The sequence below is a fragment of the Treponema zioleckii genome, assembly GCF_014737315.1.
GTDB classification, from domain to species: domain Bacteria; phylum Spirochaetota; class Spirochaetia; order Treponematales; family Treponemataceae; genus Treponema_D; species Treponema_D zioleckii.
On record NZ_JPUF01000002.1, the window covers coordinates 1 to 25547 of the forward strand.

The following is a 25547-nucleotide window of genomic DNA, read 5'->3' on the forward strand; positions in this document are numbered from 1 at the left end:
TTTTTTTGCGCTAATACTAAATTAATTGACCGACTTTCAGCCGTCGCTCAGTACGTCCGGAATGACGAACTTTATAAAAACTCGAAATTGAACCTAATTCTTTTCGATTATGACAAGGTTTCGCTCTCGTTCTTCGGCATCATCTTTTGTATTTTCCGTAAGAAAAGGAACCGTAAGCTTACGAACCACATAATTTGGTTTTGCAGTTTCCAAAGCATTCATCTCTTCTTCAATCTTTTCTGATTTTGCTTTATAGGCTGCCAAAAAACCGTTGCTTTTTACAATTCGCCTTAAAACTTTCGTCATCTTTTTTTCGAGAGGTCTAAAAGCCCTGAACACGCAAATATTAAAACTTTCTTGCTCGATTCGTTCAGCCTGATTTTCAAGCACGGTAACATTTTTTAATGAAAGAATCTCTTTTACGTGGCTCAAAAAACCGCAACGCTTCGTCATTCGTTCAAGAAGCGTAAAATTGAACTGCGGAAAAATCGTCGCAAGCGGAATGCCAGGCAAGCCCGCTCCTGAACCAATATCGGCAATCGTAAAATTCTGCGGCAAAGGCTCATCGCCACGCAAATATCGGCAAGAAATCTCCTTGCAAATTTCGCTCGCCGCCGAAAGACTGTCCAAAATATGCCGAACAACAATTTCGTCGTGGTCGTCCGTATTTATCAAATCAAATTTTGCATTGTACTCTTGCAGAGCCTTTACGTAAATCTCCATTTTTTCTTCAATCTTCTCGATTGAAAGGGTTGGAACTCCGTAAAACTCATTTTTATCAAAACCAAGCTGTAAAAGCCCTTCGTGCAAATAATTCATTTTTACTCCAACGAAAGCAATAAGTCCATCTTAAAATTCGGGTCGCTTGTCCTCAATGTCACAAGATTTCCCGTTCGGTTTGCCGTCAACTCCTCTTGCTGTGCGAGCAAATACAACATGGAAGCGGTATTTTCCTCGTCCTGACTCAGATTCGGAATAACTTCATAAGTCGTAATTCCGTTCTCGCTGCCTGTTGCCTTAAACAAAAGATAGAACGTTTCTGCATGGGGAGTGCCTTTTATCGTGTATTTTCGGTCGCCAGTTAGCAAAAACGAGCCGTTGCTTTCTTGCGTCGAAAAGAAAACATCCGTGCAAGATTTTAAAACATCATTGCTGTTTATATTGAATCGCAAAATTTTTGACTCATCCTGCGAAGAACTTTTTGAAAGCAAAGCATTGCTGTTTTTATTCTCAAGATTTACTTTTTCTTTAAGCTCGTTCAATTCGCTCAAAACCTGCTTTAAAAGTTCAGGCGTAATCTGCAACGAATCCGACTGATGTTTGTCTTCCAGCAAATTCGAAAATCTTCCGAGCATTCCTAGGTTCTGCAAGGAAGTAAGGTCGCTGGCCGTAAGGATATTCGTAAGATTCTGAATCGTAGTGGCGTTTTCATTTTCAAATGCAATCTGCTTGTTAAGTTCATCCGCAGTTATAGACTTAACATCAGAAGTCGAAGCCTGATTTTTTTTTGAATCGGCACTCTTTGAAGTTGTGGAATCTGCTTTTTTGTTAGAAACCGAACTTTTTGCCGAAGTGCTGCTATTTCCTGTGTAAAAGCCACTGCTTCCAGGAACATAAAATTCACTGCCGATTGTCGGTGCTGTAATTGACGGCATGGCCGGCATTGCTGGCATGGCAGTTTGTGCGGCAACCGTCGTTGTTACAAACAGACTAAGAATGAATAAATTAGAGATTTTCAAGGCTTTCCTCCACGTATTGCAGTCGCTGCTGCAAGGCTTCTATGGTCTTTTCCAAACGATTTTTTTCTTTTTCAAGCTTAGTTTTAGGGTCGTCACCGCTAGCTTTTTTCTTCATCAATTCTGTTACGGTATCAGGAGATTTTCCCGCGAGGATTTTTTGAGACGCAGAATCGCGGTCCTCTGGCTTTTTGAGCGTTGCAACTTTCTTCATGTTGTCAAAACCAAGCGCGGGATTTACAGGCACAGCCGCAACGCGCGTAAGGTCTTTTGCGGTGTTTCGAGGCAAGCACAGAACGCGGTCAAGGTAATCTTCGTAACGGATATTCGCTTGCTCGCAAAGTTCATGTGCTTTTACGAGGAGCTTACCGAATTCCTGCATAAGCTTTCCGTTCACTTCCATGTAATCCTTGCGGATTTTTTCAGTCAGTTCTTTAAGTTCCGGGGAATCGTCAATCGAAATCTTGTAGATTCCCATTTCTTCGGCTTTCTGCAAAAGCTCATGGAATCTCGCCCAAAAAGCCGCCGTGTGCACTTTTGCGCCCTTCATAGGAAGCTTTCCGCCAGTCTCTTCAAGATATTTTTCCGTCTCAAGGTGATGAGTGTACTCGTGAATCGCCGTGTAAATGAGCTGGGAATCCGATTTAAAATTCTTGTTGTGCAAAAGGATTTCGTGAGTGTCCGGCTTGTAAAGACCGTTTACGCGAGTGCTTTCCTTACCGGTCATTGTCACTGTAAAATCAAGCTGTGTATCTTCAATCTGCAAAAGTTTCTGTTTAATTTCTTCGTTGTCCATTTATCTTTCCTTGTGTTTTTAGTCCAAAAATCCCATTCGGTCCAGGATTATCGATGAAGCAACAGTTGTCGCGCTCTCCGTGCGAAGAACCCGCTTGCCCATCGAGCAGAGTGTGTAACCGTAGCTTTCGAGAAAATCACGCTCTCTTTCAGTCCAGCCACGCTCCGACCCAATCGCCGCAACCACAGGTTTTTCACCGCCACAAATTTCTTCCGAAAGAAACGTGCCGAGCGATTTTTTTGCCCGACGATTGTCAAGCGCGCACTTTACAACATTTGCCCCGTTCGTTAATTCTACCGCTTCTTTTAAAGTTTGTACCAGAATCAATTGAGGAACGTGCGTCGAAGCCGCCTGAACAGTTCCGTCTAGAAGCATTTTTTCTGCAGCTCCGTCTTTTACGTCATTTGAATTCATGTAGGATTTTTCGCCAAGCTCAGTTCCAGTAAGAATTATTTTTGAAGCTCCAAGCCCCGCCACATCGCGCAGAAGCCTTCTGAGCTGAATCGGGCGCGGAAAACCGATGATTAACGTGAGCGGGTAGAGCGGTTTTCCGTCGGATTTTTCCTCAAACGAAAAACTAATCTCACCAGATGCAGAAATATCTTCTATTGTGGCAATTCCTGCCTTTCCGTTTATAATTCCCGCATCAAAACTGTCACCTTTTGATTTGTGGAGGATTTTTATAATGTGTTTCGCACGTTCGTCGTTCGCTTTGAGGGGCGAATTAATTTCTTTTTCGTCAAACAAACAAATATTCATAAAAAGTCCAATTTTTGAATTTTTAGGTCGAATGTCGTTTATAAATGCCCTAAATTCTGATTTTAGTATTATAATAGAAATCTAGATATTTTTCTTTATGGAATCTCTAAAAACATTCAAATTTTAAGTTTTTCGAGATGCTCTTTATTTTTATTGTAGATTCCAAAGTAATTTTGGAAATATCAATCTACCGCTTGGAGGAAAACTGATGAGAAAATCAATTTTTGCAATTTTTATAGTTGCAACTATCGCCTGTACTTCCATTTTTGCCATTGGAGGCAAAAAGAATGTTTACGGGCACATTGAAATTTACGGCTCTGCTCCAATGACTTTCGTAGGCTTTGTGACAGAAGAAGGAGAAAAATATTCAATCGACATTGCGCCTGATGCAAATTTTACGATTGATGATTTTACAAAATATCAAGGAAAAAGGCTCAAACTTACCGGCATTGTAAACAGCAAAGAACTTTGGGGTTTCCAGACGCTCGAAAACGGACGTTTTGTGGTAAGCAAATTCAAAGTAGCCCCTGCTGAAAAGAAATAAGGAGGCTCTTATGAAGCTCACATCAACCTATGAACTTGCAAATGGCAAATCGATTCCCGTTATCGGTTTTGGCACATGGCAAAGCGAAAACGGCAAAGAGTGCTATGAAGCCGTTCTGGAAGCCCTTCGTTGCGGTTACAGACATATTGATACAGCCGCAGCCTACGGTAATGAGGAATCAGTCGGACAAGCCATAGCAGATTTTCTTGACGAAACAGAAGATGTAAGCCGAGAAGACCTCTTTATAACAACAAAACTTTGGAATGATGACCACGGCTACGAAGAAACAAAAAAAGCCATAGAAGCGTCATTAAAAAAATTAAAACTTGATTACGTAGACTTATATTTGATTCACTGGCCAAACCCGCTAAAGTTCCGGGATTGCTGGCAAGAACGCAATGCAGGAAGCTGGAAGGCAATGGAAGAAGCCTACAAGGAAGGAAAACTCCGTGCAATCGGAATAAGCAATTTTTGCGAACGCCACATTGACGAACTTTTAAAAACAGCAGAAATAAAACCGATGGTGAATCAAATTAAGCTCTGCCCAGGCCAAACACAGAATTCACTTGTTGAATATTCAAAATCACTCGGAATGGTTGTGGAAGCATATTCGCCGCTCGGTACCGGCGGAATTTTCTCAAATCTCACGATGAAAGAACTTTCGCACAAATACAACCGCTCAATCGCGCAAATCTGCATAAAATGGAGTTTGCAGCAAGGTTATTTACCGCTTCCAAAAAGCGTCACAAAAGAAAGGATTATCGAAAACACGAAAGTCTTTAATTTTGATTTGGAAGAAGATGACTGCATAAAAATCGCCCATCTTACAGATCTGGACATAAAGCCAGCAAGAAATCCAGACGAAGCACCGTTCTAAAAAAAAGGCTCCTGAATCCGCTTTAAGCCATTTCAGGAGCCTTTTTATCAACACGCCGTAATTCTATTTTGCGTCAACAGTATCAGAAACTTTTGCAAGTTTTTGCTCAGCCCTGACTACAGAAGCTTCAAGAGTTTTTGTGTTTGTTTCGTAAGTTCCAACCATAACCCAGGACCCCTTCTTCAAATCAGAAATCGTAAATTGAACTCTTTCAGGACGGCCCTTTCCACGCTGAAATCCGCGGGCGTCTTTTTTGGAATCATTTGAATTCTGCATATTCTCAGGATTTTGCATTTCTTTACGAGCCTGCATTAAATCAGCTCTCGCCTCAGAATCAGAAATCATAATTCTTGTAAAAGGACTTACATGAATCTCAACGTCTTTTCCGTCCGCATTCTTAACTTTTACAAGGCTTTTGCTACTGTCAACAGAAGAAATCTGACCAATTACAACATTTTTTCCTTCATTTATCGCATTTGGTGCATGAAAATTATGGAACGGAAGAGGCATATTCATGCGAGGTGCGTTTTCTGGAAGCTCCTGAACTTTTTTTTCGCCAGATTCAGTTCCTGACGACTGCGCAAAAATTGAAGAAGTTGCCAACGCTGCCACCATAGTTACCACTGCCGCTGTTCTAAAAGATTTTGTCATAATATTCTCCTTAGCCAAAAATTAGGGAATATAAAGGGAATTTCGGAAAACTTCAGTTTTCGAAGCACCCTAAAATTTGTTTCCCCAGTGGCTTACGTTAATGACTATAAATCTTTCAAACGGAATCATCTTTAAAGAAATCTAAGAAAAAAATAAGAGTATTCTTAGATTCAATTTTTGGGGTTAACTAATTTTTTTTGCATGATATACTTCATTTGTAATGAAACATTTACTTTTTAGTCTGATAATGATTTTTTTTATTGCTCATCCGAACTTCTCGCAAACTCCGCCGCAAGAAAATGGCGTAAGACCACGGATTTTTTTAAATTACCGAGGACAGCGAATGAGCCCGAACGCAAATCCGCTTCCTAAAAATTTTAAGCTCATCGGAATACGGACGAGTCCGCTTGAAAACGGAAAACTCACGGTTGACCTTATTTTTAACGCAGGAATTGACCCGCGCACAATGAACAACAGCTGCGTGCTCATAAACGGAAAACCACTTCAGCAAAATACAAAATTCTTCTTTAACAAAAGAGGAAATATAATCCGATTTGAGCTGAACAACGTTAAAGAATCATTTTCTATTCTGATTCAGCATATAAATTCTTTTAACGGAATAAAAATGTTTCCGTTCATTCTTGAAAAAATCACCGGAAATATGGACTTCCGCATTCCACCTGAAAGTCATTACTAGAAATAAGAGGAACTGTAAATGGCAAAGATTTTAATTGTTGAAGACGACGAAGGAATTTGTGACTTCGTAGATTTGGAACTTCGTCACGAAGGTTTTGACACCGTAATCGCAAAGACAGGTCGCGAAGGACTCGAAAAATTTGAGAGCGAAAATCCAGACATGATTCTGCTTGACGTTATGCTCCCGGAAATAAACGGTCTTGAAGTTTTAAGAAGAATCAGAAAAAACTCCAGCGTTCCGGTAATCCTCGAAACAGCCCGCGGCGAAACTCTCGACAAAATAAACGGACTTAATTCTGGTGCCGATGACTACATTTCAAAGCCTTTCGACATAGAAGAACTTCTCGCCCGAATGAATGCCGTTCTCAGGCGCGTCCAGCCGGCAAACGGCGGAGCAAACCGTCTCAAAAACCGCGAACTAGAACTGAACCTCGAAAACATGTCCGCAATCATAAAAGGCGAAAGCCTGAACCTTTCTAAAACAGAATTTATGATGCTAAAATTTTTTATGGAAAACACAGGCAAAGTTCTTTCGCGCGACGCAATAATCGACGCAATCTGGGGAAAAGACCATTTTATAGACGTGAACACAATCGATGTTTATGTGGGTTACCTGCGTTCAAAAATTGACCAACCGTGCAAAACAGAATACATAAAAACCGTGCGCGGAGCCGGCTACATGATGGTTGGCTCGTAATTTTCCGTAAGAAGATTTTATAAAAAGATTTTTCAAAACTTCTGTTGAACTAAAAACTGTCATGCTGAACTTGCTTCAGCATCTGTGCCTTTGCAACGGCGGAGAGATTCCGAATCAAGTTCGGAATGACACAATTCACGTCATAACTGCCGGACTTTGTAAGATTTTTAAACTTGCTTGTAAGGAATTCGTATGAAGAAGATTTTTAATTCAATTTCTGTCAGGCTGGCCTTCCGCTTTACGTTGATTCTCTCGGTGGCAATTCTGCTCGTTTCCATGTCATTCGTGTGGATTATGCGTTCCTTCGTGAGACGGGGGCAAAACCTTGAACTCATACATGCGGCAGACGTAATCGAACACGGAATAACAGACCGGCTTTCCCTGGATTATGCAAATCTCCCGTTTTACATAACATACACCGTCTTCAAAAACGACGAACAAATATTCACGAACGACCCGTTTTTGCCACTTCTCCCAGAAACTTTTGGAAAAACAAAAATCTACGAAGCGAAAAATTTTTTTATAAATGATGATTTGAAAATTTTATATTTCGCAAGAAAGTCCAAATCCGGGGAATACACGATTATGACAGCAATGGGAATTGAACGAGATATTTCTTCAAGACTTTTACTCACTTTGCCAAAAACAATCCTTCTCGCAATCTTCCCGATTTTAATTCTTTCGTATATGGTTCTTCTTTTTATTACGAAACGAACAATGCGGCCTGTCATAAAAATTACCGAAAGTGCCACAAAAATCTCAAGCTCAAACCTCGGAACTCTTCTTCCACTCTCCGGCAACAACGATGAACTCGACAAACTCGCCGAAACGTTCAACAGACTTTTTGAACGCCTAAAAGCCGACTTTGACCTTGAAAAACAGTTTACGAGCGATGTTTCACACGAACTAAAAACGCCGCTTGCAGTAATTCTCGGACAGACGAACCTGCTGTTACGCTGGGGAAAAGACGAACCTCTGCAACTCGAAAAATCGCTTAAAATCATAAAAAACGAATCAAAATCCATGGAAGCAATCATTACGAATCTGCTGCAAATCTCGCGCCTCGAAAACGGAAAAATAAAGCCGCAAAAAGAAAACGTGAACGTTCTAGAAATGTTCTTGCGGCTAAAATCTGAATTCGAATCGGTCTCGCCGGAAAGCCAATTTAAAATTGAATGCAACAAAGAAATTTGCGTGCTTTCGGATTGGGAACTTTTGCATCAAGTGCTTACAATTATAATTTCAAACAGCATAAAATTCGTAAAAGAAAACTGCGTCGTAACAATGAAGGCTTTTTTTGAAGAAGAAAAAACAGTGATTCTAGTTTCTGACAACGGAAGCGGATTCGCAGAAAACGTTCTTCCGCACGTGTTCGAACGTTTTTACCGCGGAGACGAAGCCCACGTGCGCTCGGCAGGCGGGTCAGGACTCGGACTTTCCATTGCGGAGGCAATCATCACCTCGTTCAACGGAACAATCGAAGCCCAAAACACCGCACAGCACGGAGCTTTAATCAGGATTTTGCTAAACACACGTTAGCGCGTGCGCTGCAAAAGGTCAGCCTCGCCCTGCAACTGCTGGCGGGTAAGGTCTTCCTTGTTTTTAAGCATTACGGCCGGAATTCCGTAGGCTTTTTCCAAATCGTCGTTCGTAAGAACTTCCTCAGGCGTACCAAGGGACATATCCCGGTTCGGGTAAAAAAGCAAAACCAAATCAGAATATTTTTTACTCAAATCAATTTCGTGCATCGAAATATAAATCGTGGTTCCTGTTTTGTGAACGAATTCCCGAAGATAGGCGAGGGCGATTTCTTTTTGGTAATTTTCCATCGCAAAAAGCGGTTCGTCCATAAAAATCGAAGAACTTCCGTACAAAATCGAGAATGCAAGAAGAACTCGCTGAATTTCGCCTTTACTCAAATGAGTCAGCTGATGATTCAGCACGGTTTCAAGCTCAAACACATCGATTACTTCCGAAAGCAAATTTGAATGTGATGAAGAAGGCATTTTATGTTCGTTATCAACCGGCTTGTACTCAGGATTGATTGCCGCAGCCTCGCCTTTGTATGTGCCAGCCGAATAAACCTGTGCCAAAAGTTCGCTCACAGTGTCTTCGGTCTCAAATTCCATATTCTGATAAATTACCGAGGCAAGGAGATTTTTGCTTTCCTGGCTGAGCGCGAACGGATTTTGTCCCAGCAACGAAATCGAACCAGAATCAGGCTGCAAGCGTCCAGAAGCAAGCAGCATCAAAGTGGATTTTCCGCAACCGTTCTGCCCAACGAGGCTCACGAACCCTGTCGGCAATGATGCAGAAAAATGCTCGAATATCGGCTTTGGAACAATCTGGTTTCCTTTTTCGTCCAAGTCGCCCTCAACAGGCGGATATGTAAATGTTATGTCATTAAATTCTATAAAATTTGTATTTGCCATACATCAAGAATAGTAAAAAAAAGGAAGGTTGCAAAGTTTTTTTTACAAAATGACAGAATTGAGAAAAATTTTATTCACACGGGGCAAAAATGCGGAGTTCCTAAAATCCACATTTACTTGTCTTGACAAAACATAAATAATTCACGTCAAATCTTTGATAAATCTAAGATATGGGTGTATAATCAGAAATTATAATTGGCTCTAAAAATTCATTTTAAAGAAGCCACAAATATTTAGAGAGCAAAATATGGACGAAAATTTAGTTGAAATTCCAGACTTCAACAAGCACTGGGATAAAGACCTTAAAATAACATTGTTCAAAGACAGCGAGCGGGATGACGTCTTACATGTACATCTCACAGGAAGAATCGATACCTACAATTCTGATTTTTTTTTGGGAAAGCTGAATAAAATTTTCGAATTCGGTATTACAAAGCTTGTTTTCCGATGCTCTTCACTAGAGTACGTTTCTTCTGCCGGGCTTGGAGCTTTCGTTACAGCTTACCAGCGGTTTGAAAAACATGATGGCGTATTCGTCTTTACGGAACTAAGGCCAAAAGTCCTTGAGATTTTTAATCTTCTTGGATTCAACAAATTGTTTTTTATAACAAACGAAGTTACGGAAATCAGTTATTTTTTGCGGGCCGGCGATAAAGCAAAAAAAGTCGTCTTTCCGTTCTCTTTTTTCTGTCCGATATGCGAAAAAAAACTTCTGGCCACAAAAAGCGGAAATTTCCGCTGCAAAAACTGCAAGTCAATCATTTCTATATCCGACAAGGGCGAAATAAAATTTTAGCGCAGAGATTCCGAATCAAATTCGGAATGACCAATAAATGAGGTTCGACTACGCTCAAACAACTCAAATCAAATTCAGTTTGCTGAGCGTGGCCGACCTAAATCGGAGCACAGTTTAAGCCAACAATTCGTCGGCAAGCTTTTCAAGCTGAGCCTGAGTGTCAGAAGTCATCGAAATCTTTACGCTAACTTTTGTCTCAAGGATTTTTAGATTCTTGCTCTGCTCAAACATTGCCGCCATAGCTTTATTTGCCACAGGTGCCCAGCTTCCGTTTTCAATGAACGCAACCGTGCGATTCTGAAAATTCCGCTCCGTAAGATGAGAAATAAATTCCTTCATCTTCGGGAAAACACCGCCATTGTACGTCGTTGTTGCAAGAACCAACTTTCCGTAGCGGAACGCGTCTTCAACACATTCATAAATATCTTCGCGGGCAAGGTCGAACAACGCGATTTTAGGGCAGCCCTTAACCTTTAAGATTTCAGCGAGTTTTTCAACAACCGCTTTTGTATGCCCGTAAACCGACGTAAACCCAATCGCAATTCCTTCGCTTTCAACGCCGTAGCTAGACCAAATATTGTAAGTATCCAAATAATATTTGAGATTTTCAGAAAGAACCGGTCCGTGCAACGGTGCAATTATTTTTATGTCGAGGGCCGAAGCCTTTTTGAGCACAGCCTGCACATTAGCGCCAAATTTTCCGACGATTCCAAAATAATATCTTCGAGCCTCGCAAGCCCAGCCTTCAGGATCGTCATAATCATTCGCACCGAATTTTCCGAATCCGTCAGCAGAAAAAAGAACTTTGTCCGCTGAATCATAAGTCATAATTACTTCCGGCCAGTGAACATTCGGAGCCGTAATAAACGAAAGAACATGTTTTCCAAGCTCAAGAGTTGAGCCTTCGCCCACAACAACCTGTTTTTCAGAAAAATCCGTTCCGAACATTGACTTCATCATTGTAAAGGCCATTTTTGAAGCAACTATTTTTGCTTCAGGGTAAGTCGCAACAAATTTCTGAATATTCGAAGAGTGATCCATTTCCATGTGCTGAACGACAAGAAAATCCGCTTTTTTGCCGGCAAGAACGTTTTTTACGTTCGAAAGCCATTCGTCACCAAAGTCGGCATCAACGCTATCCATTACGGCGATTTTTTCATCAAGAATCACATAAGAATTGTAAGCCATGCCGTTAGGCACATCAAACTGGCCTTCAAAAAGGTCAATCTTGTGATCATCAACGCCAACATACTTAATCGAATCAGAAATTTGCATAAGAGCCTCCCCAAAATATTCTGGAATATCCGTTTTGATTTTTTAGAAGGCCCAAAAAACTAAAAGTCCACGAACCTTCAATATTATTTAGAATTTCTAAACAATACTGATTTTACAACACCTTTTGGATCTTTTACAAAGAGAATCGCAAGCCAAATTATAAGTCCGAGCGCAACAGCAGAAAGTCCCAGAAAAAAGTCATTGAGCATGTCGAGCGGAGCCGGATTAAAGAATTCCGCGCCAGATTCCTTGTATTCAAAAATTGCGTCCACGAACCACATGAGCGAAGCTCCCCAATACATAAAGCAGAGAGTTCCAATTTTCATCTCGGTTCTGGCTTCGCTTTTATACCAGATGGCAGTGCAAATGCAAGCCGCAAAAACAGTCGTCAAAAGTGTCATACGCTCTTACCACCCTTTAAAGCAGATTTTTCCATTACAGAACTAACCCCCACAAGGATTCCCCAGACAACTGTCACCAAAACTGCCATTCCAACTCCGGCAGTCGCCATTTCGTGAAGCATTTCGCCAGTCTCGCCATTCTGAACAGCTGTCAAAAACGGAAAGAACGGAACAACTTCGCCATGCCAGACATGTTCAAAAGCGAGAAGGGCAGAGCCACCCCAAAGCATTTTGTTGAGCCAGCCGAGCTTTGTTGAGAATTTGATTTTTTTCTCTCCGGATGCACCTGAAATTTCCTCCGGTTTTGAAACAGAAATCGAAAGTTTTTCTTCCCTGTATTTTAAAATCTTCTCCGCAGCCGTCGTAACGATTGCCTCAACAACAGGAACCACAAAACAAGCCATAAACAAGCCTCCAATTATTTAAAAAACTATACTACAACAGTGATAGCGTTACTATCAGATTCTATACGATTTACAATCATAAATAAAGGTCGTAAAATCTAAAAAATATGACTAACGACGAACTTTTAATAGAATCATTACAAACAATACAAAATCAGGTAAAAGAAGAACTTGCAGAAATCACAGAAAACGACAAAACGAGCAATGTTTTGCGGGAAGATTACGAAGAAGTTCTTGAACTTTTGGGCTATCTCGTTCCAAAAATCACGGGAATCGATTCACTTTACGAAGAACTTGAAGAGGACGAATTTGAATTTATCGTTGACTGTCTGGAAAATTATCAGGAAGTCTTTGTAATTGACGGAAGAAACCCTGAAAAACTCAAAGCAGATGAAGAAAAATACTCCCAGCTAACAGACATTCTGTTCGACCTGTACGGAGACGACGACGATTTTTCCGAGGAAGATCTTGACGAAGAAATCACTGACGACGACGTGGAAGATTTTTATAAAAACAAAGGACCGGATGAAGAACTTTCTGAAGAAGACTACAAAGATGCACTCAAAGAGACCAAAGAAAATGTTTAGAAAACAAATCGGATTTATCGCAGTTTTATTCTCGCTCGCTTGCATGAGCTTATTCGCAGAATCCGACGAGCGCAGTGGTTTTGTAGATGGTTTTGACGAAACTAAATACAAAGAAGCCACTTTTGAAGAAGCGACAAGAGAATCCAAAAACTGGACTGGCGAGCCAAAATACTTTAAAACCAAATGCCACATAATCGAAAATACACAATATTATGGCTACGTTCTGGGTTTTTACAGCGATGCCGACAGAAAAGATTTTAATCACGATGACACAAAATATCTGCACAGTTTTCCAAAAGACATTTCGATGTTCACCAGCGTTGAAATCTACTATCACTATTTTGCGTATGCAGGAAGTTACCAATGCAACGGAAAAGAAATTGACGGTTGGAAAGTCTTAGACGACGTGCGTTTTGTAGGACAAAGATACAAAGCCACCGGAAACCTGAGAATCCGCGAATCCCCGTCGCTACAGGCTGGGCAAGTGGGCAGAATCCCACAAGGCGAATATGCCACAATCTTAGAAGTTGGCGAAAAAACTGCAATCGACGGAATCGAGTCCGCATGGGTAAAAGTGCGCACACAAAGCGGCAAAGAAGGCTGGTGCTTCGCCGGCTACCTTACCGACGGCACTGAATACCGCGAAAAACCGTGGACCAGCGGGAAAGCTGGAGAATAAAATGGGATTTTTATCAATAGCCGGATTCGGAAAATCAAAAGAAGAAAAGTTCTGGAACTGGTTTTGCAAAAACTCTGCTGAGATTTTTGATTTTGAAAAAGACCAAGAATCAGTTTTTGACAAAATCCAAGCCGAACTTGGCAAAATCGATGTAAATCTGACTTTTGAAATCAGCTCTAAAAAGGGCGGAAAGCGCGATTTTATCTTGAGCGCGGACGGAATTTTATCCGTTTTTCCTGCAGTTGAAGCTCTGTTTTCAAAAAAGCCTGATTTGCCAGAATGGAATTTCGTGAAGTTCCGCCCTCGAAGAGCAATCGGAAACTCAATTCGCTTTGGCAATATTGAGCTCTTTCCCCGCGACGTGCGCTTTTTGCTCGTTGACGATGATGACGAGAAAATCGGGATTGTGCTGTTTTTGAACGGCTATGACGGCTCTTCTCTTTTTAATCAGATTGGTTTTTTGTTCTTGGACGAAAGCCTTGGCGAGTTTGACGTTGAAACAAAAGTCGGCGGCATTTCTTTCGTGGGCTTTGAAAGCGAGCATTTTGAAAAGTCAAAGCCAATCGAAGAACTTCCTGCTACGTTCGACAAGGCAAAAGCGGGAAAAAACGTATTGTCGTAGAAGTTTTGAAAGAAACTATTGTCATGCTGAACTCGTTTCAACATCTGCGGTTGCTGAGCGTAGTCGAAGCATAGATTCCGAAACGAGTTCGGAATGACTCTTGAAACGAACCTTTTTAGGCGTCCCCATCCGTTTCGCCCTCGCTCCTTTTGTGAAGGAGGACGAAAAGCCCCTCGCAGAGCATGTAGCCGAAAATAATCGTTCCCGTCTTGAACTGAAAAATAGAGTCGTCGCAGTTCTGCCAAAACACAAGGGGAAGAAGAGGCTGGCTAATCAAATGCGAGGCGACAGGAAGAAAAAGCAGAAGCGGAAACTCCCATTTTCTCAATTTGAGCTTTAGCAAAAAAGTCAGAAGCACATTCATCAAAAACGGCACGGCGAGCGGCGCTAAAAGCACAAGACAAAAGCAAACGGCGTAAGAGACGACAAGAACAAGATTTTTGACAATCCCGATTCTTCACTTGAACAAAAAGTACGAGAGTTGCAATAAAAACAGTAAGCCGTATACTGAACGACCCGTTTGAGAGCAATTCCGCAAAGCCAATATTTTTCCAAATGAAGCGACAGATGTCAATTACATAGCCGATTAAAATCATGTTTGCGAGTGTTCCGAACCCTATCATCTCAGAGACGAAGATAATAGTGAAAATTAGCATAAGACCATAAACAAGCACTTCTGTATTGCCTAAACGCCAGTTAAGCGTTGATGCTATATTCAGATTCATAAAGCTTGCAGGATCTGTGCCCCATCCAATTTCAACAAGAATAGAAACGAAAACGCCCATTAAAAGGACTCCAGGAAGCATAAATGCAAGCCTTTTTCCAAAATTAGGGACAAAAAACTGTTTAAGCGAAAATTTCATGTGCATGATAAACTAATGTCGAGTTTCAAGCAGTCAAAGAATATTTAATTTCAAAAAACATAAATTCCTATAGAAAAAGTATAAAAACTGTTGACAGCAAACCTCATAATCTTGTAAAGTCTTTGTATTACTTATTATTCATATATATTTAGTAGGAATTAAAAAAAGAGAGGTATTTATGCACAGAGACAGTCAATTTTTTCTTCTTAACTATTGTTGTGGGTGCAGCGTAAAAAAGGAAACTTCGAAAAAGTTCAGTTTTTCGAAGTAACTATGAAAATCAAAAATATCCCCGACCTGTGTGACAGTCGGATTTTAAGACATTTAATTTTTTTTAGGTAAACTCGTTGCTTGAGTGCAACGCCGCTGACGCGGAGTTTTTATAGGAAAAAAATATGAGCAAATTATTTACATCAGAATCAGTAACAGAAGGACACCCAGATAAAATTGCAGACCAGATTTCGGATGCAATCTTGGACGCTCTTATTGAGCAGGATCCATATTCACGCGTAGCTGCCGAGACCACAGTTGCCACAGGACTTGCGCTTATCGTAGGCGAAATTACCACAAAAGCTTACGTTGATATTTCAAAAATCGTAAGAAAGACAATCCGCGATATTGGCTACACAGGAAACTTTGAGGGTTTCGATGCAGATTCCATCGCTGTTCTCCAGTCAATCGACGAGCAGTCCGCTGACATTGCCCTTGGTGTAGACAAAGCCTTTGAAAGCAAGCAGGACGGAGTTACAGAGGACTTTGGTACAGGTGCGGGCGACCAAGGAATCATCTTTGGCTATGCAACTGATGAGACTCCTGAATATTTGCCTCCGGCAATCAGTTTTGCACACCGCCTGACACAGCAGCTTGCAAAAGTTCGCAAGGATGGAACTCTTCCATATCTTCGTCCAGACGGAAAATCTCAGGTTACTGTTGAATTTGATGATTCTGGAAAGGTAAAACGAGTCCATACTATTGTAATCTCAACACAGCACTCACCTGATGTTTCCCTTGAAAAAATCCGCGCGGATGTTATTGAGCATGTTGTAAAGCCAGTTATTCCTGCAGAGCTTTTGGACTCAGACACAATTTATTATGTAAATCCTACAGGACGCTTTGTTATTGGCGGACCGCAGGGAGATTCTGGTCTTACAGGACGAAAGATTGTCGTTGATACTTACGGTGGTACAGGACGACACGGAGGCGGTGCGTTTAGTGGAAAAGACCCGACAAAGGTTGACCGTTCGGCAGCTTATGCGGCTCGCTGGGTAGCAAAGAATCTTGTGGCTGCAGGAGCCGCTAAGAAAGTTGAGGTTGAGGTTGCCTACGCTATTGGCGTTGCAAAGCCTGTTTCTGTTGCTGTTGATACATTTGGTACAGGAACCGTAAGCGATGAGAAGATTGTAGATGCTATCAATGCCGTATTTGATTTGCGCCCTGCCGCTATCATTAGTGCCCTTGACCTTCGCCGCCCGATTTACAAGAAGACAGCTGCTTATGGTCATTTTGGACGTGATGATAAAGATTTTACTTGGGAACGCCTTGACAAAGTGGATGCTATCAAAGCTGCATTGAAATAGTGAGAGAGGAGTGGCTTATGGCAGAAAGTAAGCTTGCTGTCTCTCATATTGAGAAGTTCTTCCGAATTGAACAGGAATACTTGCAAGTCCTTGATGACATAACGCTTGATATTCCTGAGGGAGCCTTTGTTAGCATTGTTGGTGCGAGTGGCTGCGGTAAATCTACTCTTATCAGAATTATCGCAGGCTTGGAACAGCCGAGCGGGGGTAAAATAACGCTTGATGGCAAGCAGATTACTAAACCTTCACTTGATGTCGGTATGGTTTTTCAGGAAGCTCGGCTGCTGCCGTGGCTTTCTGTTGAGAAAAACATTGACTTTGGCATTTCCGACAAGAGTCTTTCAAAGAGCGAAAGAGCACAAAAAGTGCAGAACCTTATTTCTCTTACAGGTCTTAATGGTTTTGCAAAAGCTCTCCCGCGACAACTTTCTGGTGGAATGCAACAGAGAGTTGCAATTGCACGGGGACTTATCAATACGCCTAAGGTTCTTCTTCTGGATGAACCTTTCGGTGCCCTTGATGCTTTTACCCGCATGACGATGCAGACTGAGCTTCTGAATATTTGGCGCAAAGAAAAGAATACTATGGTGCTTGTTACCCATGACATTGACGAGGCAATATTTTTGAGCACGCATATTGTTATTCTTTCTGAACGCCCTGGGCGTATAAAGGAAGTTATCCCTGTAGAACTGACAGGACAGCGGGACAGAAGTTCCTCGGAATTCTTGCAGATACGGAAACGAGTTCTAAAGTCGTTCTTCAATAAAAATGAGGAACTTTTGGAATATTACTTATAAAAATGGAGATGCAATTATGGCACGAGTTATAGATAAAGACTGGCGAAAAAAAGAGGAAAGCTTCCGTGAGATTATAAAAAAATATCCTGAGATTTCACCATTTATCATTACGCAGTTGGATGTACAGAGACGAGGCGTAACATTCACTTCCGCAGCACTTGACCGCGTAGACCCAAGCATTCATCAGACTCGTCCTCTTGGCGAAAGACTTGCCCCAGACTCGCTTTTGCTCAGGGACGGAACAAGTATCGTAACGAATTTTACATTCGCCACATCGGACGGTACGATTAGCGGACGAGACCCGTACCTTGTGGACGTAGTTGACGGAAAAACCGTTCTTACTGATAACGGTGACATTATTGATGAAATCATTTATTGGGAAAAACCTGAGTATTATGACAAGGTGACCAGCTTTGGAAACAAAATGGGAACTGTAATCCGTGCTCGCCCTCAACGCTTTCATTTGGACGTGAACCATTATTGCCACTTTTGGGACGTAGGCGGCGAGGGATGCAAATATTGCGGAATCGGAGCAGAAGGACATAAATACAAGGGAGCAAGCAATGAGCACGCCAATTATGACGAAATCCGCGAAGTAATGCAGGAACTTGTAAAAGAAAAAGGACGCTTTACAGGATTTATCCTGACAGGGGGCAGTGTTCTTAGCGGCAAGGAACTTTGCGATGACGAACTTGAGCAGTACATTCAGACAATGCATGCCATTGGCTCTGTTTTTAGTGCAAAAAAATTCCCAAGCCAGATAAACAGTACGGCTCTCAATGTTCGTCAGCTTGAGCGTTTGTACAACGAGACCGGCCTTACAAGTTATACGACTGACCTTGAAGTATTTGACGAAGAAGTGCACAAGTGGGTTTGTCCTGGAAAAGCCCGCCTGATTCCGTTCAAGGAGTGGAAAAAACGCCTTTATGATGCAGTTCCGATTTTTGGCAAAGGACAGGTCAACACAGGAATCGTAAGCGGTGTAGAACTTGCTGAGCCTAATGGTTTTAAAAGCGAGGCAGAAGCAATTGCCCGCAACCTAGAGACTGCGGAGGAGCTTACTTCCCATGGAGTTGGGCTTAAACACGATGTCTGGAACGTTGTTCCTAATTCCATTTTTAAGAATCAGTCTACGCCATCCCTTAATTACTACGTTCAAATCACAAAGGGTTTCTATGAACTGAACCTAAAATATGGCATCAATACAGAGATGGACGATTATCGAAAATGCTCAATGCACGCCAACATCAACCATGACAGAATATAGGAGGAATTTATGGCAATAATATTATCAGATGAATTAAAGGCAATAATCGGGGATTCCTCAACAGTTGCAGTTATAAGTGCAGTCGGCAAGAACGGTAATCCATATTCTCAAGTTCCGCATAAAATTTCTGTCCGCGAAGACGGTCGAATTGCGGTGCACCAGTTACTTGAAAAATCGCAGTTGCAAAAAAATCTTGTATACAGCCTTTGGTTCAGCAAAAAAGTATCTCTCGTAATTGTGGCAAAAGATGGACGAAAGTTTCACTTGTATCTAACGCCGTATCAAGCTTTGGTCGCTGGGCGGGAGTTCACAAAAGAATATGAGTCTGTACTTGCTGAATTTGGCGAAGATGCAGACCTTTCTACGGTATGGCTTTTGGATGTTGATTCTTATGCGTCTGCAACGTATAAAGATGAGCATGCACAGGAAAAAGCAGAGCATCCATATTTGTATCACATGGACCTCATTGTAAAAGAAGAGTTCCGTGCATAAGTATTCTGGTATTTTTTGGGAGCTGATATGAAATATAAAGTAAAACTTACAAAGATTTTTGGATTAGTCTTTCTCGTTTTTGCAGCAGGAATGCTTATGTCGTGCACTAAAAATGAAACGCAGACACTTAATTCCGCAAAGAAAATACGCTATATAGGTTATGTCACTTATTATCCGATTTTTATTGCGGACAAACAGGGCTTTTTTAAGGAAGAATTTGGCGACAGCGTGGAATTTGAATTCAACCATCGCATGAATGGAGGAGCAGCCGCTATGGAAGCGATGGCTGGCGGAGAGATTGATTTTGCTGCTCTTGGCGATATGCCTATCGTGCAGGCTCGTGCAAACGGTCTTGATGTGCGTGTTATTTCTAGCCTGTTTACTTCAACTACGGGCTACGGTCTCGTTGCTGCAAAAAATTCAGGAATTCATTCAATTCAGGATTTGCGTGGTAAAAAAGTCGCTGTTATGGGTGCGAGCGTTCAAAACAAGCTTTTGCTGAAATATCTCGAAAAAGAGAATATTCCTGCTGATTCTGTTGATATTCTTTACATGAAAAGTCGTGACCAGCTTGCAGCCTTTGTTGCAAACAGTCTAGATGCTGCCGTTACGGCTGTTCCGTACACTCAGAATATCATAGAGAAAACAGGTGCTTATCAGGTACTTGATGCCACTGGCTATGACACAATCCACACCTACATTGCCGCAAATGGCAAATTCTTGGATGAAAATCCCGATTTTGCAACAAAATTCTTGAGGGCAATCAAAAAGGCAAACAAATGGATTGACTCTCACTATAACGAAGCTATGGAATCTGCCGCAACAGAGGAAGAAAATAAGGTTGAATACGAGGACTTGTATTACAAGACCCGTGAATTTACGTTCAATCTCTCTGAGGAGACTTTGGACAGCCTTCAGGACACAATTAATTATCTTTACAATCAAGGAACCATATCTGAAAAACTTGATGCTCGTTCTTTTGCGGAAACTCGTTTTATAAAGGCGGCGGAGTGATGATATGGATGGTTCAATTTCTTCAAATCGTGCAAAAAGTTCGTCTGATAGAATCGTAGAACGCCTGATTTTTGTCGTAACTCCTGTTGTATTCCTGCTTGTCTGGGAACTACTTGGCTATGCGGGAATTTTGAATACTGTAATTTTACCGACGCCAGTAAAGATTGTAAAAGCTTTCTGGTCTCTTTTGCTCTCAGGAAAGTTTTCAAAAGATTTTTCTGCCAGCGTTGTAAGGGTTTTGCTAGGATTTTTATATGGAACCCTTACAGGGCTTGTTTTGGGAATATTGACAGGCTTATTCTCAAAAGTGAGCAAGGCACTTTCTGTATTGTTTGGAATCCTTCGACCTATTCCTACTATAGGACTTGTTCCCCTTATGATTTTATGGTTCGGAATAGGCGAGACTTCAAAAGTCATAGTAATTGCCATTGGTACATTCTGGAGCGTTCTTCTTAACACACAGGCAGGTATAGAAGCCGCTGATTCAAAATTGATAGAGGTTGCCCGCATTCTTGAGAAAGACCGTGTAACCGTGCTGTTCAGGGTTATAATGCCAGCTGCATTGCCATCGATTTTTACAGGAATCAGGCTTGGCATTGGAAATGCCTGGAAAAGTGTTGTTGCGGCAGAAATGCTTGCTGCTACAAAAGGCATCGGTCACATGATTGAATATGCGAGAGAGCTTGCTCAGCCAGCAAAAATGTTCGTCGGCATACTAACTGTCGGAATCGTTGGGCTTTTGCTTGATGTTGGTATTCGCAGATTTCAAAAACGGCTTTTATGCTGGTAATTTGCGTAAACACAGAAACGAGCGGTAGAATCTTGCATTCTGCCGCTTTTTTCATGTGGTAGCGTGATTTATCGTTCTAGAATCCGCTCCAAACGAGCGAAAACTTCTTTTAGTCGTTCTTCTGATAGAGATGCATAATCAACGATTATTGTGTGAGTCTCAGATGTCTCGCTTTCTTTTTTGAGTCTGTAGTCGCAGCAGAAAATAAACCCCTGCGGAAGAGGCACTTTCACAAATAAAAAGCAAATCATATCCAATTGCATACAAGAACGATGGTCGTAAAATTATCAAGGTCGGTGTTAATTATTCAAGCAAAGACGAGCAGCTTTCTGACTGGAAGATTGAGGAAGCCTGAATCCTGCACGAGATGCGAGATGAAGCCCAAAAGCGAAATCGCGACAAGCGTCAAAAATGCGAGACAATTCTGTTTAAAAATATCATTAATCTGTTTTTTTGCTTCAATCCAAAACTTCATAATTCATTATATATTTTTATTCAGTTCCCGACACGCAAAATCAAGTTCGTGCTTCAAGTAGTGCAAATCATCTTTTTCCAGCACAAAAAGCAGATCGTCAACGGAGCATAGCATGTTTGTGGCTTTCCACACATAAAAATAAACAAGAGCTTGATAAAAAATGAACAGCAATGAATCGCGCGGAATGTTGCTTTTTTCAAAATCTTCTTTGTCAAAATCCAAAATTTCTTTTTTGAAGCATTTATACAACTTGTATGCTTTTTTGTATTTTCGTTTCTTATTGAAGCGCGACGGAAAAAGCTGCAACCAAAAAATATTGAATATTTCTTTTTTGTATTTTACAAAATCAATCATCGAGAAAATATCGAAAAGCGTTCCAAGTTTGAAAATCTTTTTTGTCCGCCCACAGATTTCATCAAGCATTCGAAAAGATTCTTCAATGTTTTCATTTTTTTGAAAATTTTGGATTATTCGTTTTTCGATTGTTTTGTGATGTTTTCCCAAAAGATAAGTGCTGATAAAAAGCAGGTAATTTTTTGAAAAATCACCGCTTTTTAGTATTTTGTACGATTTTCTACCTTCGTAATACGGCAAACTTTCAAATGTCTCTTCCATAAAATCCCCCAAAGACAAAATAACCGCCATTCCGATTTTTTCAGTCTGGCGGTTATAAAAAGTTCAAAATCTAGGCATTAGCCCCAGCCGAAAGATTTTTGTTCTTCTGGGCAAAGTCCGCTGTGGCGGTAATCAGAACATCGCTTGAAGAATTCAGGGCAGTTTCCAAAGAATCCTGAATGATTCCAATCATAAATCCGATGCTTACCATCTGCATCGCAATATCCTGCGGAATACCGAGCATTGAGCACGCCATCGGAATAAGGAGGAGCGAACCGCCGGCAACACCGGAAGCACCGCAAGCGCCGAGCGTCGCCACAATCGAAAGAATGAGCGCGTGGAAAATATGAACCTCAATTCCGAGCGAGTTTGCAGCAGTCAAAGACATTACCGTAATCGTAATCGCGGCCCCGTCCATGTTGATTGTTGCGCCGAGCGGAATCGAAACTGAATAAAAATCCTTGTGGAGGCCAAGTTTTTCGCACAAAGCCATGTTAATCGGAATGTTCGCCGCAGAACTTCGCGTAAAGAAAGCTGTTACCGCAGATTCACGAAGGCATCTGAAAACGAGCGGATACGGATTTTTTTTGAGCGTAGCGGCAACAATAATCGGGTTGATGACCAACGCCTGAAAAAGCATACATCCAACAAGAAGAACGATGAGTTTTCCGTAAGATGTAAAAACCATAAGACCTTTGTCGCTCACGGTCGTAAACGCAATGCCCAAAATACCGAAAGGCGCAGTCTGAATAATCCATGAAATCGTTACAGAAACGGCAGTGGAAATATCTTTAAGGACAGTTTTTGTAGAATCGTCGGTGAATTTTCTGATTGAAAGTCCTGTTAAAATCGCCCAAAAGAGGATTCCCACATAATTTGCATTCATAACGCAGGCAACAGGATTCATAACCATGTTCGTCAGGAGATTCGAGAACACATCGCTCAAAGAGCCAGGAGCAGACATTTCTTCGGTGGCTGTCAAGGTTACAGAAACCGGGAACATATAGCTCGCAAGAACAGCAATAAGAGCCGCAATCAAGGTTGATGCGATGTAAAGTGCAATGACCATTGTGAATCGTTTTCCGAGGTTCTTGCCAGCAACAGAAAGGGAGCTTATTACGAGAAGAAGAACAAGAATCGGAGCAACACCCTTCAAGGCACCAATGAACAAAGTTCCAAGCACACCAATGAACGATGCCTGAGGAAACAAAAGCCCAAGCACAATACCAAGGATAAGACCGATTACAATTCGGAGCACGAGTGGCACTCCAAAAACTTTTTTAAGAAAGTTCATTTTTTAGACTCCTAAAAGCGAATTGTTTGGATTCTATCACAAATAAGAATCTATTTTTATAGGCATTTCAGACAATTCAACCAAAAGGAGTAAAAAATATAAAAAAACTAATCCAAATCCCTGCCAAAAACCTTAATCTGTGTAAGAGCAGGAAAAGGTGAAGGGTCATCTGCTTTTATAAGTTTATAAAACGTAAGTGAAGTCACAATTTTTTCATCAAAACTAAAAATCTGGGCATCCCCACGTTTTTCAAGCGGAATTTTTAGCGTAGAGCCGTCCGAAAAATCAAGCGTTCCTTCCGTCCACCATGCGTCATGCGGAAAATCAGCACGCAAATAAATTGCCACCGAGTTGATTTTTACAGGGCGCCCAAAATCAAGATGAAATTCAGCGTCAGGATTTCTGTTTATTCCCCAGCTCGAATACGGCCACTCTCCGTGATAAGTGTTCGCCAAAAGTCCGTCAATGGCATTTCTAGCCGCGAACACGGCTTCCCCGCGTGTCTCAACGTTCGCCCAAGCATGAGGAAAGAGAGACTCGTTCGAATGAAAATCGTAAGGATTTAATGCAAGATTCTTTTCGGCTTTTATTTCGCTGTCCGTCGCAAGCCTAACATAAAGATAATGCCTGCTTCCGGTAAAACTTTTTGGGTCGTAAGACATTTTCTTTTCGCCAAAAGGAATTTCAAAATCATAGGAAGCGGACAAAAAACAAAAACTTTCTTCCATGCAGTCATCAAGTTTTATTTTTACGAAGGCACGCTCGTCGCAATTCAGGCTTATCCTGTCGCCATCCACGTATTCACCTTCGTAAACCGCAAAAAGCTCATTTTCGGCCGAAAAACTGTTTTTTACGTTGCCATCTTTATCAAGAATAGAAAGTTTCAGCTTCATTTTTCCCGCTCACCTCCAGTGCAATCTCCCCGTCAATTTATTCTACAACTGAATCAGCCTCTCGACAAACTCACGCGAAAGCAAATCGCTTACGGTCTGACGAGTCAAAAGAGTTTCCTTGGCGCACACAAGACCATAATGAATACATCTCTTAACGTTCTCATGATTCAAAAAGCCCATCAAAAAGCCCGAAGCAAACGCATCGCCGGCACCAATTGTGTCAACGATTTTTACAGTGTTATACGGAGGTTCAATCCAAACTTTTTCTCCAATAACAACCATTACCCCGCGCTCGCCAAAAGTGATGATAAAATTCTTGAATCCTAATTCCCGGAATTTTTCAGCCGTGGACAAATCCATTACAGGTTCTTCGCCAATAATCGCCTGGGCCTCAAACTCGTTGCACGCAAATAAATCAATAAGTTTCGCGTATTCAAGCGTCTTAACAGCAATATCAGGCGATGTCGCGTTCTGAAAAAAGAACATCTCAGGATTCTCTTTTTTAAGTTCGTAAAAATCGTGCAAAGTCTCAGGGCTTAAATTCGAGTCCATCACAATCGTGTCAATTTTGTTCTTTTTTATAAAATCTTTTACGCTCTCATCAACAACGATTTCCTGTAAAACTTTGTTGTCGTAAATGCAAGAAGCCCTTTTTCCAATAGAAGCCATTACCGAAAAGAGAGCTGTTGACTTTACAGAACTAGTCCGCAAAAGCTCCGTGTTGATTTTAGCCTCAGCCAGCCCATGCCGTAAATAGTCACCAAAAATATCGTTACCAACTACGGAATAAATATACGTATCCAACCCTAAATGTTTTAGGTTTATCGCCATTCCTCGGCCAACGCCACCAGGCACAAGTTCAATCGTTCCGTCGCGATATCCCTCATTGTCATCTTCTTCCGGGCTATACGCTTTTATATCAACAGAAACGTTACCAACACATAAAACTTTGCTATCCATAATTCAAAATATCCTTATTCTCGTTTCAAGTATACAACATTTTCTTTAATTCCATTTTAAATATTCCAAAATATCAAAAAAAATTGTTATCTTCCGTGGGTAAATTCCACGCTTGTCACGTAATCTTCCCAATCGCCCGCCTCACTCTCGTGAATTCCGTTTTTTATGCGGACCTCGCATTCTTCAATCAAAGTTTCGTTTCCGCAAACAAGAGGATGCCATTCGGGCAAGGGCTTTTTTTCCCATAAAAGCCTGTACGCGCAGGTTTCGGGAAGCCAATCAAATTCGTTCACGTTCTTTTTTGTCAGGTGAATGCATTCAGGATTCACCTTGAATCGCTCGCCATAACAAGTGCACTTTCCGCTCCGCAAATCAAGATGATTGCAAGAGATGCGCGTATAATAAAGTCTTTCGTTGATTCCTCTCCCGTCAATGAACTTTCGGAAGCAGCAATTTCCGCAGCCATCACAAAGGGATTCCCATTCCTCATTATTCATTTCGAGCAAACTTTTTTTCTTCCAGAATTCTTTTTCAAGCATTTAAAAATCTCCATTTCTA

The 25547-nt window shown here is 41.4% G+C and carries 33 protein-coding genes; 16 read left to right on the plus strand and 17 right to left on the minus strand.

Features of this window, described 5'->3' with window-relative positions:
- Window positions 1-93: 93 nt before the first annotated feature.
- The 4 genes from rsmG to JI65_RS00785 are packed head-to-tail and all read right to left on the minus strand — an operon-like array spanning window position 94 to window position 3291.
- Window positions 94-819 (minus strand): 16S rRNA (guanine(527)-N(7))-methyltransferase RsmG, encoded by a 726-nt coding sequence (gene rsmG, locus JI65_RS00770; RefSeq protein ID WP_191013456.1) that lies wholly within the window; start codon window positions 817-819, stop codon window positions 94-96.
- Window positions 820-821: 2 nt separating this feature from the next.
- Window positions 822-1739 carry a hypothetical protein gene (locus JI65_RS00775; protein ID WP_191013457.1) on the minus strand — a complete coding sequence of 306 codons (918 nt, stop codon included), beginning with the start codon at window positions 1737-1739 and terminating at the stop codon, window positions 822-824.
- Entirely contained in the window at window positions 1726-2532 is an 807-nt protein-coding gene (locus tag JI65_RS00780; RefSeq protein ID WP_191013458.1) for a hypothetical protein, read from the minus strand. The genes JI65_RS00775 and JI65_RS00780 overlap by 14 nt, the downstream gene beginning before the upstream one ends.
- 18 nt (window positions 2533-2550) lie before the next feature.
- Window positions 2551-3291, minus strand: a complete 741-nt coding sequence (locus JI65_RS00785) for a 16S rRNA (uracil(1498)-N(3))-methyltransferase (protein WP_191013459.1) — start codon at window positions 3289-3291, stop codon at window positions 2551-2553.
- Window positions 3292-3499: 208 nt separating this feature from the next.
- Between JI65_RS00785 and JI65_RS00790 the strand changes: the two genes are divergently transcribed.
- Both JI65_RS00790 and JI65_RS00795 read left to right on the plus strand, forming a co-directional pair.
- Window positions 3500-3835 (plus strand): hypothetical protein, encoded by a 336-nt coding sequence (locus JI65_RS00790; protein WP_191013460.1) that lies wholly within the window; start codon window positions 3500-3502, stop codon window positions 3833-3835.
- 10 nt (window positions 3836-3845) lie between these two features.
- The gene (locus tag JI65_RS00795) at window positions 3846-4712 is read left to right on the plus strand and encodes an aldo/keto reductase (RefSeq protein ID WP_191013461.1); all 867 of its coding nucleotides are present in this window, start codon (window positions 3846-3848) and stop codon (window positions 4710-4712) included.
- 63 nt (window positions 4713-4775) lie between these two features.
- Here the strand turns inward: JI65_RS00795 and JI65_RS00800 are convergent, their stop codons facing one another.
- Complete coding sequence (locus tag JI65_RS00800) at window positions 4776-5363, minus strand: hypothetical protein (RefSeq protein ID WP_191013462.1); 588 nt, start codon at window positions 5361-5363, stop codon at window positions 4776-4778.
- A gap of 343 nt (window positions 5364-5706) precedes the next feature.
- Here JI65_RS00800 and JI65_RS00805 point away from each other — a divergent pair, with 343 nt between their 5' ends.
- The 3 genes from JI65_RS00805 (at window position 5707) to JI65_RS00815 (ending at window position 8295) form a co-directional block, all read left to right on the plus strand.
- Window positions 5707-6060, plus strand: coding sequence for a hypothetical protein (locus JI65_RS00805; RefSeq protein ID WP_191013463.1), 354 nt, complete (start codon window positions 5707-5709; stop codon window positions 6058-6060).
- 18 nt (window positions 6061-6078) lie between these two features.
- Entirely contained in the window at window positions 6079-6756 is a 678-nt protein-coding gene (locus JI65_RS00810) for a response regulator transcription factor (RefSeq protein WP_191013464.1), read from the plus strand.
- A gap of 192 nt (window positions 6757-6948) precedes the next feature.
- Window positions 6949-8295: a HAMP domain-containing sensor histidine kinase gene (locus tag JI65_RS00815; RefSeq protein WP_191013465.1), complete on the plus strand. Its 1347-nt coding sequence runs from the start codon at window positions 6949-6951 to the stop codon at window positions 8293-8295.
- Here the strand turns inward: JI65_RS00815 and JI65_RS00820 are convergent.
- Window positions 8292-9188 (minus strand): ATP-binding cassette domain-containing protein, encoded by an 897-nt coding sequence (locus tag JI65_RS00820; RefSeq protein ID WP_191013466.1) that lies wholly within the window; start codon window positions 9186-9188, stop codon window positions 8292-8294. The two genes, JI65_RS00815 and JI65_RS00820, sit on opposite strands and share 4 nt — an antisense overlap.
- Window positions 9189-9435: 247 nt before the next feature.
- On the opposite strand from JI65_RS00820, the gene JI65_RS00825 reads away from it, so the two are divergent.
- Window positions 9436-9984 carry an STAS domain-containing protein gene (locus JI65_RS00825; protein ID WP_191013467.1) on the plus strand — a complete coding sequence of 183 codons (549 nt, stop codon included), beginning with the start codon at window positions 9436-9438 and terminating at the stop codon, window positions 9982-9984.
- Between the two features lie 114 nt (window positions 9985-10098).
- On the opposite strand, the gene JI65_RS00830 is transcribed toward JI65_RS00825, so the two are convergent.
- From JI65_RS00830 to JI65_RS00840, 3 genes are all read right to left on the minus strand, one after another.
- The gene (locus JI65_RS00830) at window positions 10099-11259 is read right to left on the minus strand and encodes an FprA family A-type flavoprotein (RefSeq protein ID WP_191013468.1); all 1161 of its coding nucleotides are present in this window, start codon (window positions 11257-11259) and stop codon (window positions 10099-10101) included.
- Window positions 11260-11342: 83 nt separating this feature from the next.
- A complete protein-coding gene (locus tag JI65_RS00835) occupies window positions 11343-11660 on the minus strand; it encodes a hypothetical protein (RefSeq protein ID WP_191013469.1) in 318 nt (105 codons plus the stop codon).
- A complete protein-coding gene (locus JI65_RS00840) occupies window positions 11657-12064 on the minus strand; it encodes a hypothetical protein (protein WP_191013470.1) in 408 nt (135 codons plus the stop codon). The genes JI65_RS00835 and JI65_RS00840 overlap by 4 nt, the downstream gene beginning before the upstream one ends.
- Before the next feature lie 107 nt (window positions 12065-12171).
- Between JI65_RS00840 and JI65_RS00845 the strand changes: the two genes are divergently transcribed.
- The 3 genes from JI65_RS00845 to JI65_RS00855 are packed head-to-tail and all read left to right on the plus strand — an operon-like array spanning window position 12172 to window position 13952.
- Complete coding sequence (locus tag JI65_RS00845; RefSeq protein ID WP_191013471.1) at window positions 12172-12651, plus strand: hypothetical protein; 480 nt, start codon at window positions 12172-12174, stop codon at window positions 12649-12651.
- On the plus strand, window positions 12644-13330 hold the full coding sequence (locus JI65_RS00850; RefSeq protein WP_191013472.1) for an SH3 domain-containing protein: 687 nt from the start codon (window positions 12644-12646) through the stop codon (window positions 13328-13330). Before JI65_RS00845 ends, JI65_RS00850 begins: the two co-directional genes overlap by 8 nt.
- A gap of 1 nt (window position 13331) precedes the next feature.
- Window positions 13332-13952 carry a hypothetical protein gene (locus JI65_RS00855; RefSeq protein WP_191013473.1) on the plus strand — a complete coding sequence of 207 codons (621 nt, stop codon included), beginning with the start codon at window positions 13332-13334 and terminating at the stop codon, window positions 13950-13952.
- Window positions 13953-14221: 269 nt separating this feature from the next.
- Here the strand turns inward: JI65_RS00855 and JI65_RS00860 are convergent, their stop codons facing one another.
- Complete coding sequence (locus JI65_RS00860; protein WP_479694088.1) at window positions 14222-14821, minus strand: DUF6198 family protein; 600 nt, start codon at window positions 14819-14821, stop codon at window positions 14222-14224.
- A 389-nt stretch (window positions 14822-15210) separates the two neighbouring features.
- Between JI65_RS00860 and metK the strand changes: the two genes are divergently transcribed.
- The 6 genes from metK to JI65_RS00890 are packed head-to-tail and all read left to right on the plus strand — an operon-like array spanning window position 15211 to window position 20752.
- Window positions 15211-16392, plus strand: coding sequence for a methionine adenosyltransferase (gene metK / locus JI65_RS00865; RefSeq protein WP_191013475.1), 1182 nt, complete (start codon window positions 15211-15213; stop codon window positions 16390-16392).
- A 17-nt stretch (window positions 16393-16409) separates the two neighbouring features.
- Window positions 16410-17189 carry an ABC transporter ATP-binding protein gene (locus JI65_RS00870; RefSeq protein ID WP_191013476.1) on the plus strand — a complete coding sequence of 260 codons (780 nt, stop codon included), beginning with the start codon at window positions 16410-16412 and terminating at the stop codon, window positions 17187-17189.
- Between the two features lie 16 nt (window positions 17190-17205).
- Window positions 17206-18456 carry a radical SAM protein gene (locus JI65_RS00875; protein WP_191013477.1) on the plus strand — a complete coding sequence of 417 codons (1251 nt, stop codon included), beginning with the start codon at window positions 17206-17208 and terminating at the stop codon, window positions 18454-18456.
- Between the two features lie 9 nt (window positions 18457-18465).
- Window positions 18466-18948: a hypothetical protein gene (locus tag JI65_RS00880; RefSeq protein ID WP_191013478.1), complete on the plus strand. Its 483-nt coding sequence runs from the start codon at window positions 18466-18468 to the stop codon at window positions 18946-18948.
- A 27-nt stretch (window positions 18949-18975) separates the two neighbouring features.
- Window positions 18976-19962, plus strand: a complete 987-nt coding sequence (locus JI65_RS00885; RefSeq protein ID WP_191013479.1) for an ABC transporter substrate-binding protein — start codon at window positions 18976-18978, stop codon at window positions 19960-19962.
- 4 nt (window positions 19963-19966) lie between these two features.
- Window positions 19967-20752, plus strand: coding sequence for an ABC transporter permease (locus JI65_RS00890; RefSeq protein ID WP_191013480.1), 786 nt, complete (start codon window positions 19967-19969; stop codon window positions 20750-20752).
- A 68-nt stretch (window positions 20753-20820) separates the two neighbouring features.
- On the opposite strand, the gene JI65_RS00895 is transcribed toward JI65_RS00890, so the two are convergent.
- A complete protein-coding gene (locus tag JI65_RS00895; protein ID WP_191013481.1) occupies window positions 20821-21003 on the minus strand; it encodes a hypothetical protein in 183 nt (60 codons plus the stop codon).
- On the opposite strand from JI65_RS00895, the gene JI65_RS17720 reads away from it, so the two are divergent.
- Window positions 20988-21107 carry a hypothetical protein gene (locus tag JI65_RS17720; RefSeq protein ID WP_191013595.1) on the plus strand — a complete coding sequence of 40 codons (120 nt, stop codon included), beginning with the start codon at window positions 20988-20990 and terminating at the stop codon, window positions 21105-21107. The two genes, JI65_RS00895 and JI65_RS17720, sit on opposite strands and share 16 nt — an antisense overlap.
- Here JI65_RS17720 and JI65_RS00905 read toward each other — a convergent pair.
- The 6 genes from JI65_RS00905 to JI65_RS00930 form a co-directional block, all read right to left on the minus strand.
- A complete protein-coding gene (locus tag JI65_RS00905; protein WP_191013482.1) occupies window positions 21060-21227 on the minus strand; it encodes a hypothetical protein in 168 nt (55 codons plus the stop codon). The genes JI65_RS17720 and JI65_RS00905 overlap by 48 nt on opposite strands.
- A gap of 6 nt (window positions 21228-21233) precedes the next feature.
- Window positions 21234-21842 carry a hypothetical protein gene (locus JI65_RS00910; RefSeq protein ID WP_191013483.1) on the minus strand — a complete coding sequence of 203 codons (609 nt, stop codon included), beginning with the start codon at window positions 21840-21842 and terminating at the stop codon, window positions 21234-21236.
- A gap of 70 nt (window positions 21843-21912) precedes the next feature.
- A complete protein-coding gene (sstT, locus tag JI65_RS00915; protein ID WP_191013484.1) occupies window positions 21913-23136 on the minus strand; it encodes a serine/threonine transporter SstT in 1224 nt (407 codons plus the stop codon).
- 107 nt (window positions 23137-23243) lie between these two features.
- The gene (locus JI65_RS00920; protein WP_191013485.1) at window positions 23244-24029 is read right to left on the minus strand and encodes a DUF7402 domain-containing protein; all 786 of its coding nucleotides are present in this window, start codon (window positions 24027-24029) and stop codon (window positions 23244-23246) included.
- Window positions 24030-24071: 42 nt separating this feature from the next.
- Window positions 24072-24989 carry a carbohydrate kinase family protein gene (locus tag JI65_RS00925; RefSeq protein WP_242457114.1) on the minus strand — a complete coding sequence of 306 codons (918 nt, stop codon included), beginning with the start codon at window positions 24987-24989 and terminating at the stop codon, window positions 24072-24074.
- A gap of 86 nt (window positions 24990-25075) precedes the next feature.
- Window positions 25076-25528, minus strand: a complete 453-nt coding sequence (locus JI65_RS00930) for a YcgN family cysteine cluster protein (RefSeq protein WP_191013486.1) — start codon at window positions 25526-25528, stop codon at window positions 25076-25078.
- Window positions 25529-25547: the final 19 nt, after the last annotated feature.